Genomic DNA, 14,757 nt, shown 5'->3' with positions numbered 1-14,757 from the left:
TGATGCTCAAGTCTCCTCTCTGCGATCTGCTCGGTATCGAAAAACCCGTGTTCCAGGGTGGCATGGCCTGGATTGCCGACGCCTCGCTGGCATCGGCCGTGTCCGAGGCAGGCGGCTTAGGCATTATCGCGGCCATGAATGCCGATGCCAACTGGCTGCGCGATCAGATTCACGAGCTGCGCGCCAAGACGGATATGCCCTTTGGCGTCAACGTTATGCTCATGAGCCCGTTTGTCGACGAGGTCGCACAAGTGGTGATTGATGAGCGGGTGCCCGTTGTGGTGACCGGCGCCGGCAATCCCACCAAGTACATGAAGGCGTGGAACGAGGCGGGCATCAAGGTCATCCCGGTCGTTGCCTCGGTGGCGCTGGCGCGTCTCGTGGCGCGTCGCGGAGCCACTGCCGTGGTTGCCGAGGGCACCGAATCAGGCGGCCATATTGGCGAGACCTCGACGATGGCGCTTGTCCCGCAGGTTGTCGATGCGGTCGATATCCCCGTGGTTGCGGCTGGCGGTATCGCCGATGGCCGCGGTGTGGCGGCCGCCTTGATGCTCGGCGCTGCCGGCGTCCAGGTGGGAACACGCTTTCTGGTCGCAAACGAGTGCACCGTATCGGAGCAGTACAAGGAGCTGGTGCTCAAGGCAGGCGACACGTCGACGCGCGCGACTGGCCGTTCGACGGGACATCCGGTTCGCGCCCTCAAGAGCCCCTTCACCAAAGCCTACGCTAAAAGTGAGGCGGAGGGCGCAAGCCCCGAGGAGCTTGGGGCCATGGGCACGGGCGCACTTCGCAAGGCCGCAAGGGACGGTAATTACGAAGAGGGTTCGTATTTGTGCGGACAGATTGCCGGCATGGTCAACGAACGCCAGAGCGCACGCGAAATCGTTGACGATCTGGTCGATGGCGCCGAGCATGTCCTGAAGGGTGCGTCCGCATGGGTGGCGTAGCGTTTCTGTTTGCTGGTCAGGGTGCCCAGCATCCCGCGATGGGCGTCGACCTCATCGAAGCATCGCCGGCGGCTGCCGAGGTGTTCGCCATTGCCGATGAGGTGCGCCCGGGGACGAGCAGACAGTGCCGGAGCGCCTCCAAGGAGGAGCTCTCGCAGACCGAGAACACGCAGCCTTGCGTGTTCGTGCACGACTTGGCTGTCGCCGTCGCCCTGCGCGAGCGCGGCGTGGTACCTGCCGCCTGTGCGGGATTCTCGCTGGGCGAGGTCGCTGCACTCACCTTTGCGGGGGCATTCGATACGCGAGCGGGTTTTGAGCTCGTGTGTGAGCGCGCGGCGTTGATGGCCACGGCGGCCGAGCGTCACCCCGGCGGCATGCGCGCCGTCATCAAACTCGATGCGGCGCAGGTCGAGGGCTTGGCAAAACAGGCCGGCGAGGACTGCTGGCCGGTCAACTACAACAGCCCGCAGCAGACGGTTGTGGCCGGAGCGCCCGATGCGTTGCGGACCCTCGACGTCCTGGTGAAAGAGGCTGGCGGTCGCGCCATGAAGGTCTCGGTGTCGGGTGCATTCCATAGCCCCTATATGGCCGAGGCGACCTGTGGCCTTGCTGCATATATCGAGGCCGGTCACGCGCCGTCCCCGTTGCTCATTCCTGTTATGGCAAATATGACGGCGGTGCCCTATCCGGCCGACCCGCAGGCGGCATCGGAGGTGCTGGGCAACCAGGTGAGCCATGCCGTACGCTGGGTCGACACGCTGCATGCTCTGCAGGATCAAGGCATCGACACGTTTATTGAGGTCGGCCCCGGCAAAACGCTGTCCGGCTTGGTCAAGCGTACATTGAGCGACGTCCGCGTGTATTCGTGCGAGACGGCCGAGCAGGTCGCAGCTATTGCCGACGAGCTCGCATAGTCCACAGGGCTGTAACCCGAAAGGAACGACATGGGCAATTTGAACAACGGCGCGCTCGAGCGCAACGTCTCGCGTCGCGCGGTGCTGGTCACGGGCGGTTCGCGCGGTATCGGTCGCGCTTGTGCCGTGGGCCTGGCGGAGGATGGCTACGATATCGCCGTCGTCTATGCCGGCAGCGTCGATGCGGCGCGCGAGACATGCGAAGCCTGCGAGGCGGCTGGCGCCACGGCGCGCGCATATCAATGTGACGTGGCCGACCCCGATGCCGTCAACGCGTGCGTGGAGACGATCCTCAACGACTTCGGCTCGATCTGGGCGCTCGTCAACAACGCCGGCATCACCCGCGATGGCCTGCTCATGCGTATGGGCGATGACGCCTTCGACCGCGTGCTCGATGTCAATCTCAAGGGCACGTTCAATATGACGCGTGCGCTTACCAAGACCTTTATGCGCCAGCGCGGTGGTTGCGTCGTCAACATGAGCTCGGTCGTGGGCCTGATGGGCAACGCCGGGCAGGCCAACTACGCTGCCTCCAAGGCGGGCGTGATAGGGCTTACCAAGGCGGTGGCGCGCGAGCTTGCGCCCCGCGGCGTACGAGTGAACGCGGTCGCCCCCGGGTTTGTCGAGACCGATATGACGGCAAAGCTCTCGGAGAAGGTGCGCACGGCGTGCGAGGAGCAGATTCCCCTGAGGCGCATGGCGCGCCCCGAGGAAGTGGCCGGCGTGGTGCGCTTTTTGGCGAGCGATGCGGCTGCCTACATTACGGGTGAGGTCGTGCGTGTCGACGGCGGAATGGCGATGTAGAAACCAGGGCCGAAGAACGGCTTGAATGAGGAGACCAAGATGGAACAGAGAGTTGCAATCACCGGCATCGGTGCCGTATCGCCGCTCGGCAACACGGCGCTTGCCACCTGGGCGGCCATGTGTGCCGGGACCTGTGGCATCGGCCCGATTACGCACTTCGATACGGATGCATTCGCCGTTAAGGTGGCGGCCGAGGTCAAGGGCTTTGACGGCAACGACTACTTTGGCAAGCATGACGCCAAGCACCTGGACCCCTGCGTTCAGTTTGCACTGGCGGCGTCGGACGAGGCCATGCACGATGCGGGCTTTGATGTCGAAGGCGCCATCGATCGCGAGCGCCTGGGCGTTTACGTGGGTTCAGGCGTGGGCGGCATGCAGACACTCGTCGACAACGTCCACACGATCGCCGATCGAGGGCCTCGCCGTGCATCGCCCTATATGATTGCGATGATGATCCCCAATATGGCTTCGGGCAACATCGCGATCCGCCACAAGGCAAAGGGACCGACCCTGCCCGTGGTGACCGCCTGCGCGACGTCTGCCCATGCGGTGGGCGAGGCGTTCCGCGCTATCAAGCACGGCTATGCCGATGCGATTCTCGCCGGCGGTGCCGAGGCGGCCATCATCCCCGATGCCGTTGCGGGCTTTACGTCCTGCCGTGCACTCACCACTAATCCTGACCCGTCGACGGCATGCCGTCCGTTCGATGCGAATCGCGACGGCTTTGTGATGGGCGAGGGCGCCTGCGTGCTGGTACTCGAGATCATGGAACATGCGCAGGCGCGCGGTGCGCACATTTATGCCGAGGTCGTGGGCTACGGCAACACCGATGATGCCTATCACATCACGAGCCCCGATCCCGAGGCTGCCGGCATTGCCCGTGCGATATCGCTGGCGGTGGCCGAGGGCGACGTCAAGCCTTCCGAGGGCCTCTACATCAACGCTCACGGCACCTCGACTAAACTCAACGATTCGTCCGAGACGGCGGGCATTAAGCGGGCACTCGGCGAGGACGCGGCACGCGCCGCGCATGTCTCGTCGACCAAGTCGATGACCGGCCACATGATCGGTGCTACGGGTGCCATCGAGGTCATGGCCTGTGCCATGGCGCTCGAGCAGGGCGTGGTGCCGCCGACCATTAACTACCACACGCCCGATCCCGCCTGCGATCTTGATTACACGCCTAATCGCGCGGTTCGCGCCGACCTTACCTGGGCGCTTTCGACCAACCTGGGCTTTGGCGGGCACAACGCCGCCATCGCGCTGCGTAGATATGCAAGGAGCTAGAGCATGGATTCCAAAAGACTTGCCGAGATCGCCGATGTGATGGAGGACCGCGGCCTTACGCGCGTGCGTGTTGAGGAGCCCGATGGCACCGCGGTCGAACTCGAGCGCGCGAGCACCGCACAGCCGGTTGCCGTGCCCATGCCCATGCCGAGTGCCGTGACTGCCCCGGCAGTGGCTCCTGTCGCTATGCCTGCCGCCGCACCGGAACCCGCCACGCAGACACCTGACGCCGCGCCGGAGCCCAAGGGCACCGAGGTGACCGCTCCCATGGTCGGCGTTTTCTATGCTGCCCCGGCGCCGGGCGACGAGCCGTTTGTGCGCGTGGGCTCCAAGGTCAAAGCCGGCGAGACCCTCTGCATCATCGAGGCCATGAAGGTTCTCAACGAGGTGACGGCAGAGGCGGATGGCGAGGTGCTCGAGATCTGCGTGGCCGACGGCGACCTCGTGGAGTTCGGCAGCTGTCTTATGAGAATCGGATAGGTGATATCCATGAACAAAGAAGAGCTCAAGAAGCTGTTACCGCATCGCGAGCCGATGCTATTGCTCGACGAAGCCGAGCTGGTGGGCGACGAGGCCCGCGGCAAGATCACGATTACGGGCGACGAGTACTTTTTGCAGGGGCATTTTCCGGGAAACCCGGTCGTCCCCGGCGTGATCCAGTGCGAGATGCTCGCCCAGAACTGCTGCGTGCTGCTGATGGGCGATGAGGAGGCGCGCGGCGCGACGCCGTTCTATACGAGCCTGGACAAGGTGCGTTTTAAGCGTCCGGTGCGCCCGGGCGACACGGTGGATCTGGTGTGCTCCATCACGCGTGCGCGCGGGCCGTTTCGCTTTGCGACGGGTACTGCGAGCGTCAACGGTGAGGTGTGCTGCCGCGCCGATATGTCTTTTGCACTCGTGCACGAAAGTTAAGGAAGGCTTCATGTTCGACAAAGTGCTCATCGCCAACCGCGGCGAAGTCGCGGTCCGTGTTATCCGCGCGTGCCGCGATATGGGCATCAAGACCGTCGCCGTCTACTCCACGGCCGATGCGGACGCGCTACACGTGCAGCTTGCCGACGAGGCGTATTGCATCGGAGGCCCGCGTCTTGCCGAGAGCTACCTCAACGACGATGCCGTGCTCACCTGTGCCGTGAAGTCGGGGGCAAAGGCGATCCATCCTGGCTACGGTTTCTTTTCCGAGAAGGCGAGCTTCGTGCGCGACTGCGACAAGTACGGTCTGGCGTTTGTCGGTCCCTCGGCCGAGGTCATCGACAGCATGGGTGACAAGGACGCCGCACGTAGAACGGCTGCCGCGGCGGGCGTGCCCATCGTTCCGGGCTGCGATTTGCTCAAAAGCCCCGAGGAGGCGACGGCCGAGGCCGAGCGCATCGGCTGCCCCGTGCTCATCAAGGCGCGTGCGGGCGGTGGCGGTCGCGGCATTCGCAAGGTCGAGCGCGTGGAAGACGCGGCAAAGGCCTTTATTGAAGCGCGCGCCGAGGGCGAGGCCGTTTTTGGCGACGGCGAGTGCTACATGGAGAAGTTCGTCGCGCCGGCGCATCACGTCGAGGTGCAGATTATGGCCGATAAGCAGGGCCATGTGTTTTCGCTCGGCGAGCGCGAGTGCTCGGTGCAGCGCCGCAACCAAAAGCTCATCGAGGAGAGCCCCGCGCCGTGCCTCGACGGACGTGATGATATTCGCGCGCGCATCCACAAGGCCGCGCGCGACCTGGCTCGTGCCGTTGGCTATGAGGGCGCCGGCACCATTGAGTTTCTATACTCAGATGACGGCAATTTCTACTTTATGGAAATGAACACGCGCTTGCAGGTTGAGCATCCGGTTACGGAGTTTGTGACCGATACCGACTTGGTCAAGTGGCAGCTGCGTGTGGCAGCCGGCCAGCCTCTGCCCTTTGAGCAGGAGGACATGCCGGTCCGCAACCACGCCATGGAGTGCCGCATCAATGCCGAAACGCCGGACTTTCTGCCGTCATGCGGAACGGTCACCGCGTTGCGTGTGCCGGGCGGTCCGCGCGTGCGTTGGGATTCCGCCATGTTTACCGGCGCGAACGTTCCGCCGTACTACGACTCCATGCTCGGCAAGCTCATCGTGTGTGCGCCCACGCGCGACGGCGCCATTCGCAAGATGCGCTCGGCTCTGGGCGAGCTCGTGATCGAGGGCGTGAGCGAGAACAGCGAGCTTCAGCTCGACGTACTGGCAAACGACGAGTTCTTGTCGGGCATGTATCACACCGATCTGATGGGGCATCTCTATGCTGATGAATAGAAAAGCGAAGGCGGTCAATGTTCTTGAGGGGCCGATGACCGAGTCATGCGCCGAGTTTCCCGCGCGCCACGTGTTTATCAAGTGCCCGGAGTGCCGCCGTGTGATTGACGAGGCACGCCTGCACGACAACCTCGAGGTGTGCCCCCGTTGCGGCAAACACTTTCGCGTGAGCGGTCGCGCGCGCATGCGCATGACGGTCGACGAGGGCACGTTTGAGGAATGGGATGCCAATCTGGCGTCGGAGGACTTCCTCTCGTTTCCCGGCTATGCCGATAAGCTCAGGGGCACGGTCGAGCGTTCGGGTGAGCGTGATGCCGTTGTGTGCGGCAGGGGCAAGATCTGCGGCTGCGATACGGCACTCTTCTTTATGGACGCCAACTTTATGATGGGCTCGATGGGTTCCGTGGTGGGCGAGAAGATCTGTCGCACATTTGAGCGTGCGACCGAGCTGGGATTGCCGGTTGTCGGCTTTACCGTTTCGGGTGGCGCGCGCATGCAAGAGGGCGTGACATCGCTGATGCAGATGGCCAAGATTTCTGCGGCGGTTAGGCGCCACAGCGAGGCGGGCGGTCTGTATATCACGGTGCTCACCGATCCCACGACCGGAGGTGTAACCGCGAGCTTTGCCATGGAGGGCGACATTATCCTGGCCGAGCCCGATGCCCTGACGGCATTTGCCGGCCCGCGCGTGATCGAGCAGAACATGCACAAGCGCCTGCCCAAGGGATTCCAGCGTTCCGAGTTTTTGCTGGAGCACGGCTTTTGCGATGCCGTTGTTCCGCGTGGCGAGATTGCGCTCACGGTAGGCGAGCTGCTGGCGCTGCACGAAGGGCACGCACCCAGCCTGGGGGCACCGCATGAGATCGTGCATATGGGTCGCCGCGGCAAAAAGCTGGGACACTTGTTTAAGCGCTCGGCGGCACCAAAAACCGCGCTCGAGATTGTCAGGCAGACCCGCTCGGCAGATCGCGTCACGGCAGGCGAGATGATCTCGCTGGGCCTGGATGGATTTGTAGAGCTGCACGGCGACCGTTACTTTGGCGACGACGCCGCTGTGGTGGCTGGCATTGGTTGGAAAGACGGACGCCCCGTAACGGTCATCGCCATCGAGCGCGGCACCACGACCAAAGAGCGTATGCGCCGCAACTTTGGCATGGCACATCCCGAGGGCTACCGCAAGGCACGTCGCCTGATGCGCCAGGCCGAAAAGTTTGGTCGGCCGGTTCTGTGCCTGGTCGATACTTCGGGCGCGTTTTGCGGCATCGGTGCCGAGGAGCGCGGCCAGGGCGAGGCGATTGCCCAGAATCTCATGGAGATGAGCGGCCTTAAGACGCCGATTGTCTCGGTGGTGACAGGTGAGGGCGGCTCTGGTGGCGCGCTGGCGCTGGCCGTGGCCGACCGCATCCTGATGCTCTCGAGCTCGGCCTATTCGGTCGTGAGCCCCGAGGCCTGTGCGTCGATCCTGTGGAAGGATACCGAGCGCGCGGATGAGGCCGCCGAGGCGCTGAAGCTCACGGCTCCCGATCTGTTGGCGCTCGGCATTATCGACGGCATTGTCGACGATAGGGGCCTGTCGCATGAGGAGATCGTCGGTGCCGTCATGTCCTCGGCATTTGATGCCTTCGATACGCTTGGCCGGCTCGACGACGCGACCCTCACAAACCTCCGCTATGAAAAGTACCGCGCAATCGGTCGGTACCGCACGATGTGACAAGGGGACAGTCCCGCATGGCACATTCCAAGGCCGTGGCCCGTGTGGGTTGCGGCCTTTTTGTATCTGGAGGACAAAGTGGCTACACTACAATCCGTTTGAGCAATAGATATATAGGTAGCACTGTGGGGGCTGATGAAGATGGTCGAGTGGATTGTTAAGCGTGCGCAGGGCGATCGTGCGCGCGTGGGCACGTTGACGGGCGTGGTGTGTATTCTCGCCAATGTGGCGCTATGCGCTGCGAAGGGTGCAATTGGCGTGCTGTCGGGATCGGTTTCGATTGTGGCGGACGCCATGAACAACCTGTCCGACGCAAGCTCAAACATCGTGAGCGTGCTTGGCTTTAAGCTGGCGAGCAAGCCGGCAGACCCCGAACATCCATACGGACATGGCCGCTACGAGTGTCTCTCGGGTCTGGTCGTGGCGGCGCTCGTGCTGCTGATTGGCCTTGAGCTTATCAAGTCCTCGGTTGAGCGCGTCATCCACCCCGAGCCTGTCGATTTCTCGCTTGCCCTGGTGGCGGTCCTTGCGCTTTCGATGGTCGTTAAGCTGTGGATGGCGGCCCTCAATCAAAAGCTCGGCGATCGCATTGAGTCCGAGACGATGCATGCGACCGCGCAGAATTCCAAGAATGATGTCCTTGCCACGGGTGCCGTGCTGGCGTGCGCGATTGTTTCCCAGGTGGCGCATGTCAATCTTGATGCTTGGGTTGGACTTGCCGTTGGCGCCTATATTGGCTGGAGCGGTTTTGAACTCATCCAGGATACGGTGAGCCCGCTTTTGGGCCAGGCGCCCGATCCTAAGCTGGTCAAGCACATTCGAGACAAGATCATGAGCTACCCCGGCGTTTTGGGCGTTCACGATTTGATGGTTCACGACTACGGCCCGGGCAGGAAGTTCGCAAGCGCTCACGCCGAGATGGCAGCCGAGACCAGCCCGCTGGATAGCCATGACACGCTTGACAACATTGAAAAGGCATTTAGGGACGAAGACGGCATGATCGTCACGCTCCATTACGATCCCATCGTGACCGACGATCCAAAGGTGGCGAGCATGCGCCTGCGCATCAACGCAATGGCTCAACAGATCGATGGCCGCCTTTCGATTCACGATTTGCGTTGCGTGCCGGGCCCTACGCACACCAATGTGATTTTTGACTGCGTTCGACCCTCGGATTTGGCGATGAGCGCCGAGGACCTAAAGCGCGCGTTGGCGAAACGTGTCGAATCCGAATATCCCAAGTCGATTGCCAAGATCACGATCGACGAAGACTACGTGGGCCATACCCACGAGTAGGACTGCGCCGGTACAGCAAGTTTATACAGAAGGGGAGAGCATGAAACGTCTCTATCTACTCCGCCACGGTCAGACAGAATTCAACGTCAAAAAGCTGGTCCAGGGTCGCTGCGATTCACCGCTGACCGACCTGGGCCGCCAGCAGGCACGGGCGGCAGCTGCATGGCTCAAAGCCCACGGCGTCGTCCCCGACAAGGTGGTCTCTTCGCCCTTAGGCCGCGCCATGGACACGGCAAGTCTCGTCGCAACCGAACTCCTCGGCCCGGATGCAGCAGTCGAGCCCTGCGAAGGCATCATCGAGCGCAGCTATGGCACCTTCGAAGAAGGCCCCCACGACGCGCTGCCCACCGACGTCTGGGATCCCGGCGAGGACTTAATCCCATTCGGAGGAGAAGGAAGCCACGCGCTGCAAGAGCGCATGGTGGCCACCCTCACCAATCTCATGAGCGCTAAGGACACCGAAACCCTCCTAGCAGTAAGCCACGGCAGCGCCAGCCGCCAATTCATCAAGGCTGCAGCCCCAGAGGGCTTCGAGCTCCCAACAAAACTCCCCAACTGCGCCATCATGATTTTCGATTTCGATGAGCAAAAGCCACAAGCAGAAGGCGAACCCCTCCAATGCAAGTTCACTCTTCAGCAAATAGTGGACCCCCAACAAAGTAATTAGCTAAGCGAGCAGAGTTAAGCAGGCATCAACGTGTCGTCTCCCGAGCTTGGCAGAGGGGCGGTGAAATATATTAAGTTTGTCGCGAGTTCCGCACGCAAAGGAAAGCACTTAATGTGCTTTCCGTCTTGCGCAGGACTGTAGAGCAGCAAACTTAATATATTTCACCGCCCCTCTGCCAAGCCCAGGCGACGTCCACGCACTTTACCTGCGTAAACAATGTGAGTGAAATATGAATCTCGATGGATACGCCCGCAGCCGTGTATACTAAACAGCTGTGTGAAACCAGGGGAGTATTCTGGCTGGACAAAATGCCTGCTTAATAGGGTTGTCAGGTAGTCCGGGCGCAATACAAGGCTGGGGAGCACGTCGTGTAAGTAGTGGTCCTCTAGGGGCGTACGCTCGGTGGTGTACGCATTGTCCCAAGACCACGCGAGAGTTGGGATCATATCTTGATCAGCATGATTCTCGGCCGCAAGATTGGCATGACCCAGGTTTGGGACGAGGACGACAACGTCGTTCCCGTCACGGTCATCCAGGCTGGCCCCTGCGCTGTCTCGCAGGTTAAAACTCAGGCAACCGACGGCTATGACGCCGTCCAGATCGGTTTCGGCGACATCAAGGCCAAGAACGTGAACAAGCCCATGGCTGGTCACTTCGCCAAGGCCGGCGTCGAGCCTGTCCGCTTCCTTCGTGAGGTCCGCGTCGAGAACGGCGAGGAGCACAAGGTCGGCGAGGTCGTCACCGTCGCTGATTTCGCTGATGTCGAGAAGGTCGACGTCATCGGTACCTCCAAGGGTAAGGGCTTCCAGGGTCGCATCAAGCGCTGGGGTCAGCGCCGCGGTCCTATGACGCATGGTTCTCACTTCCAGCGTCACCCCGGTTCTATCGGTCAGTGCGCCTATCCTGCGCGCGTCCTCAAGGGCGTCAAGATGGCCGGTCACATGGGTAACGAGCGCGTTACCGTCAAGAACCTTTCCGTTGTCCGCATCGATGCCGAGCAGAACCTCATCTTGGTCAAGGGCGCTGTCCCGGGTGCCAAGAATGGTCTCGTCGCCATCCGTATGGCCTAAGGGCCCAGCCCATTTAGCCCAGCGTCATACCAAGGAGAACACTTAAATGGCAAAGTTTGAAGTAAAGAACAGCGAGGGCAAGAAGGTCGCCGAGGCCGAGCTCGCCGCTGAGGTGTACGGCATCGAGCCGAACATCCACGTTATGCACCACATCGTCAAGTGCCAGATGGCCTCTTGGCGTCAGGGCACCCAGTCTGCTAAGGGTCGCTCTGAGGTTTCCGGTGGCGGCAAGAAGCCTTGGCGTCAGAAGGGCACCGGCCGTGCCCGCCAGGGTTCCATCCGTGCTGCTCAGTGGCGTCACGGTGGCGTTGTCTTCGCCCCCAAGCCCCGTTCCTACGCTAAGCGTATGAACAACAAGGAGGTCAAGCTGGCTATGCGCTCCGCGCTGTCCGCCAAGCTGGCCGATGGCGAGCTCGTGCTCGTCGACGACTACGGCTTCGAGAAGCCTTCCACCAAGGCTGCCGTCGCCATGCTCAAGGCTCTCGGCCTTGAGGGCAAGCGTCTGACCATCATCGTTCGCGATGAGGACGTCAACGCCTACCTGTCGTTCCGCAACATTCCCAAGACGTTCATCATCACTGCCGACGAGGCCAACACCTACGATCTCGTCAACAACAACGCCGTGCTGATGCCCGCCGACATCGCCGCTCACTTCGGGGAGGTGCTTGCATAAATGACCGCCCACGAGATCATCATCCGTCCGATCGTGTCCGAGCTTTCCTTCTCCGGCATGGAGCAGAACAAGTACACGTTCGAGGTCGCCAAGGATGCTAACAAGTATCAGATCAAGGACGCTGTCGAGGAGATCTTCGGCGTCAAGGTCGTTCGCGTGAACACCCTGACGGTCAAGCCCAAGACCAAGCGCGTGCGCTATGTCGCCGGCAAGACCCGTTCTTGGAAGAAGGCCATCGTCACGCTGGCCGAGGGCGACACCATCGAGGTCTTTGGCAACCAGGCCTAAGACTCGCTGCTGTTGAGTGAGCTCATGCCTCCCAACTAGGGGAGGCGGGAGCTCAAGGTTTTGGGCGTATAAAATGGACACGCCCGGAACCGTGTATACGTCCGGTGTCATCGCACCCGAGGCAGAACCTCGAATCCCTGTCTGCGATGGCTAACGGATTCCTATTGAAAGGGATTGTAATGGCTGTAAAGCACCTTAAGCCGACCTCCGCTGGTAGGCGTTGGCAGACGATCTCCGATTTCTCCGAGATCACCTGCACCAAGCCCGAGAAGTCTCTTCTCGAGCCCCTGCCCAAGAAGGCCGGTCGTAACAACAACGGCCGCATCACCACCCGCCACCAGGGCGGCGGCGTGAAGCGTCGTTACCGCGTGATCGACTTCAAGCGCAACAAGGACGGCGTGCCCGCCAAGGTTGCCACGATCGAGTACGATCCGAACCGTTCCGCTCGCATCGCTCTGCTGCACTACGCTGACGGTGAGAAGCGCTACATCCTGGCCCCCAAGGGCCTCGAGGTCGGTCAGACCGTCATGTCCGGTTCTGACGCCGACATCAAGCCGGGCAACGCTCTGCCCCTCGCCGACATCCCCGTCGGTACACTCATCCACGCCGTCGAGTTCCAGCCGGGCAAGGGCGCTGCTATCGCCCGTTCCGCCGGTAACTCCTGCCAGCTGATGGGTAAGGAGGGTAAGTACGCTATCGTCCGTATGCCTTCCTCCGAGATGCGCCGCATCCTCGTTACCTGCCGCGCCACCGTCGGTGAGGTCGGCAACGCCGATCACGCCAACATCGTCATCGGCAAGGCCGGCCGTAAGCGTCACATGAACGTGCGCCCGACCGTCCGCGGTACCGTCATGAACCCTGTCGACCACCCGCACGGCGGTGGCGAGGGCAAGAACCACACCTCTGGTCGTCCCTCTGTTACCCCCTGGGGTAAGCCGACGAAGGGCCTTCGTACGCGCAAGAAGAAGAAGGTCTCGAACCAGCACATCATTCGTCGCCGTAAGAAGTAATTTCGGATACCGAGTTTTAGGAGAAAGCACTTATGAGCAGAAGTCTCAAAAAGGGCCCGTTCGTGGAGACTCGCCTTCTCTCGCGTATCACCGCGATGAACGAGGCTGGCAAGAAGGACGTCGTGAAGACCTGGTCCCGCGCGTCCACCATCTTCCCCGAGATGGTTGGTCACACCATCGCCGTCCACGACGGCCGCAAGCATGTGCCCGTGTATGTTACCGAGTCCATGGTTGGTCACAAGCTCGGCGAGTTCGCGCCGACTCGTACGTTCCGTGGCCACAAGGCCAAATAGGGGGTTAACCGTAAATGGCAACTAAGTCTATTGAAACTGAGGCCACCGAGGTTCGCGCCGTCGCTAAGTACGTGCGTGTTTCCCCCAGCAAGGCCCGCCTGGTGGTCGATCTAATCCGCCGCAAGCCTGTCGCTCAGGCCTTCGACATCCTCCACTTCTGCGACCGCGCCGTCGCCGTGGATGTCGAGAAGGTTCTCCGTTCCGCCGTTGCGAACGCCGAGAACAACAACGGTCTGCGTGCCGACAACCTGGTTGTCGCCGCTGCCTATGTTGACGAGGGTCCGACGCTTAAGCGCATCCGTCCCCGCGCCAAGGGTTCCGCTTCTCGTATTCTGAAGCGCACTTCCCACATCACCGTCGTCGTTGCTCCTCGAAAGGAGGCGTAAAGCTGTATGGGTCAGAAAGTCTACCCCACCGGCTTCCGTCTTGGCATCACCGAGAACTGGCGCTCCCGCTGGTTCGCAGAGAAGGATTACGCTAAGACCCTCGGTAACGATCTCGAGATCCGCAAGTACCTCGAGAAGCGTCTTTCCCGCGCAGCTGTCTCCCGCGTCGAGATCGAGCGCGCTGGCGACAAGGTGAAGGTCATCATCCTCACCGCTCGCCCCGGCGTTGTCATCGGTAAGAAGGGTGCCGAGATCGATACCCTCCGCACCGAGCTCGAGAAGGTCGCTGGCGTCTCCAAGGGCCAGCTCTCCGTCGACGTTGTCGAGATCAAGCGCCCCGAGCTCGACGCCAACCTCGTTGCTCAGTCCATTGCTGAGCAGCTCGAGGGCCGCGTTGCCTTCCGTCGCGCTATGCGCAAGGCTGTCCAGTCCGCCCGCAAGGCCGGCGCTAAGGGCATCCGTATCCAGTGCTCCGGTCGTCTCGGCGGTGCCGAGATGGGCCGTCGTGAGTGGTACCGCGAGGGTCGCGTGCCTCTGCACACCCTCCGTGCCAAGATCGACTACGGCACGGCTGTCGCCAGCACCACCATGGGCGCTTGCGGCGTGAAGGTCTGGATCTACCTGGGCGAGAAGCTCCCGGGCCAGCCTGTTCCCAACCCTGCACTCGAGGGCTCTTCCCGTCCTCGTCGTCGTAACTCCGAGAGGAGGGGTCAGTAGTGCTTGCCCCTAAGCGTATTCTTCACCGCAAGGTGCAGCGTGGCTCCATGAAGGGCCAGGCCAAGGGTAATACCGAGCTGCATTTCGGCGAGTTTGGTATCCAGGCTCTCGAGGCCCATTGGATCACCAACCGTCAGATCGAGGCCGCTCGTATTGCCATGACCCGCTACATGAAGCGTGGCGGTCGTGTGTACATCACGATCTTCCCCGATAAGCCCATCACCAAGAAGCCTGCTGAGACTCGCATGGGTTCTGGTAAGGGTAACCCCGAGGAGTGGGTGGCCGTCGTCAAGCCCGGCCGCATCATGTTCGAGGTCAAGGGCGTGCCCGAGGAGGTCGCTCGCGAGGCTCTGCGTCTTGCTCAGCACAAGCTCCCCATCAAGACCAAGATTGTGGTTGCCAAGAACGCTGAGCAGCGCATCGAGAAG

The 14,757-nt window shown here is 61.8% G+C and carries 17 protein-coding genes and 1 pseudogene; all 18 read left to right on the top strand.

Features of this window, described 5'->3' with window-relative positions:
- Positions 1-2 precede the first annotated feature (2 nt).
- A complete protein-coding gene (fabK, locus tag GT495_RS01635) occupies positions 3-947 on the top strand; it encodes an enoyl-[acyl-carrier-protein] reductase FabK (RefSeq protein ID WP_161161213.1) in 945 nt (314 codons plus the stop codon).
- Positions 935-1,861 (top strand): ACP S-malonyltransferase, encoded by a 927-nt coding sequence (locus GT495_RS01630; protein ID WP_161161212.1) that lies wholly within the window; start codon positions 935-937, stop codon positions 1,859-1,861. The genes fabK and GT495_RS01630 overlap by 13 nt, the downstream gene beginning before the upstream one ends.
- Before the next feature lie 30 nt (positions 1,862-1,891).
- Complete coding sequence (fabG, locus tag GT495_RS01625) at positions 1,892-2,665, top strand: 3-oxoacyl-[acyl-carrier-protein] reductase (RefSeq protein ID WP_161161211.1); 774 nt, start codon at positions 1,892-1,894, stop codon at positions 2,663-2,665.
- A gap of 39 nt (positions 2,666-2,704) precedes the next feature.
- Positions 2,705-3,952 (top strand): beta-ketoacyl-ACP synthase II, encoded by a 1,248-nt coding sequence (gene fabF / locus GT495_RS01620; RefSeq protein WP_161161210.1) that lies wholly within the window; start codon positions 2,705-2,707, stop codon positions 3,950-3,952.
- Positions 3,953-3,955: 3 nt separating this feature from the next.
- Positions 3,956-4,432 (top strand): acetyl-CoA carboxylase biotin carboxyl carrier protein, encoded by a 477-nt coding sequence (gene accB, locus GT495_RS01615; protein ID WP_161161209.1) that lies wholly within the window; start codon positions 3,956-3,958, stop codon positions 4,430-4,432.
- A 9-nt stretch (positions 4,433-4,441) separates the two neighbouring features.
- Positions 4,442-4,864 (top strand): 3-hydroxyacyl-ACP dehydratase FabZ, encoded by a 423-nt coding sequence (gene fabZ / locus GT495_RS01610; protein WP_161161208.1) that lies wholly within the window; start codon positions 4,442-4,444, stop codon positions 4,862-4,864.
- Between the two features lie 10 nt (positions 4,865-4,874).
- Complete coding sequence (locus GT495_RS01605) at positions 4,875-6,218, top strand: acetyl/propionyl/methylcrotonyl-CoA carboxylase subunit alpha (RefSeq protein ID WP_161161207.1); 1,344 nt, start codon at positions 4,875-4,877, stop codon at positions 6,216-6,218.
- On the top strand, positions 6,205-7,929 hold the full coding sequence (gene accD, locus GT495_RS01600; protein ID WP_161161206.1) for an acetyl-CoA carboxylase, carboxyltransferase subunit beta: 1,725 nt from the start codon (positions 6,205-6,207) through the stop codon (positions 7,927-7,929). The genes GT495_RS01605 and accD overlap by 14 nt, the downstream gene beginning before the upstream one ends.
- A gap of 141 nt (positions 7,930-8,070) precedes the next feature.
- The gene (locus tag GT495_RS01595) at positions 8,071-9,225 is read left to right on the top strand and encodes a cation diffusion facilitator family transporter (RefSeq protein WP_192924093.1); all 1,155 of its coding nucleotides are present in this window, start codon (positions 8,071-8,073) and stop codon (positions 9,223-9,225) included.
- Between the two features lie 40 nt (positions 9,226-9,265).
- The gene (locus tag GT495_RS01590) at positions 9,266-9,892 is read left to right on the top strand and encodes a histidine phosphatase family protein (protein WP_161161204.1); all 627 of its coding nucleotides are present in this window, start codon (positions 9,266-9,268) and stop codon (positions 9,890-9,892) included.
- Positions 9,893-10,341: 449 nt separating this feature from the next.
- Positions 10,342-10,962 carry a 50S ribosomal protein L3 gene (gene rplC, locus GT495_RS01585; RefSeq protein ID WP_035137484.1) on the top strand — a complete coding sequence of 207 codons (621 nt, stop codon included), beginning with the start codon at positions 10,342-10,344 and terminating at the stop codon, positions 10,960-10,962.
- A gap of 46 nt (positions 10,963-11,008) precedes the next feature.
- Positions 11,009-11,635, top strand: a complete 627-nt coding sequence (gene rplD / locus GT495_RS01580) for a 50S ribosomal protein L4 (RefSeq protein WP_006235032.1) — start codon at positions 11,009-11,011, stop codon at positions 11,633-11,635.
- Entirely contained in the window at positions 11,636-11,923 is a 288-nt protein-coding gene (gene rplW, locus GT495_RS01575) for a 50S ribosomal protein L23 (protein WP_161161203.1), read from the top strand. It abuts the gene before it with no gap.
- 179 nt (positions 11,924-12,102) lie between these two features.
- Positions 12,103-12,933: a 50S ribosomal protein L2 gene (rplB, locus tag GT495_RS01570; protein WP_117583062.1), complete on the top strand. Its 831-nt coding sequence runs from the start codon at positions 12,103-12,105 to the stop codon at positions 12,931-12,933.
- A gap of 32 nt (positions 12,934-12,965) precedes the next feature.
- Positions 12,966-13,226 (top strand): 30S ribosomal protein S19, encoded by a 261-nt coding sequence (rpsS, locus tag GT495_RS01565; RefSeq protein ID WP_006235035.1) that lies wholly within the window; start codon positions 12,966-12,968, stop codon positions 13,224-13,226.
- Between the two features lie 14 nt (positions 13,227-13,240).
- Entirely contained in the window at positions 13,241-13,612 is a 372-nt protein-coding gene (rplV, locus tag GT495_RS01560) for a 50S ribosomal protein L22 (protein ID WP_006235036.1), read from the top strand.
- 6 nt (positions 13,613-13,618) lie between these two features.
- A complete protein-coding gene (gene rpsC, locus GT495_RS01555; protein ID WP_006235037.1) occupies positions 13,619-14,329 on the top strand; it encodes a 30S ribosomal protein S3 in 711 nt (236 codons plus the stop codon).
- A pseudogene (gene rplP / locus GT495_RS01550) lies at positions 14,329-14,724 on the top strand (50S ribosomal protein L16); the annotation flags it as partial. The gene rpsC and the pseudogene rplP, both read left to right, overlap by 1 nt.
- Positions 14,725-14,757: the final 33 nt, after the last annotated feature.

The sequence above is a fragment of the Collinsella sp. BIOML-A6 genome (genome assembly GCF_009875845.1).
Lineage (GTDB): Bacteria > Actinomycetota > Coriobacteriia > Coriobacteriales > Coriobacteriaceae > Collinsella > Collinsella aerofaciens_H.
This window is presented reverse-complemented; position numbering and strand designations above follow the sequence as displayed.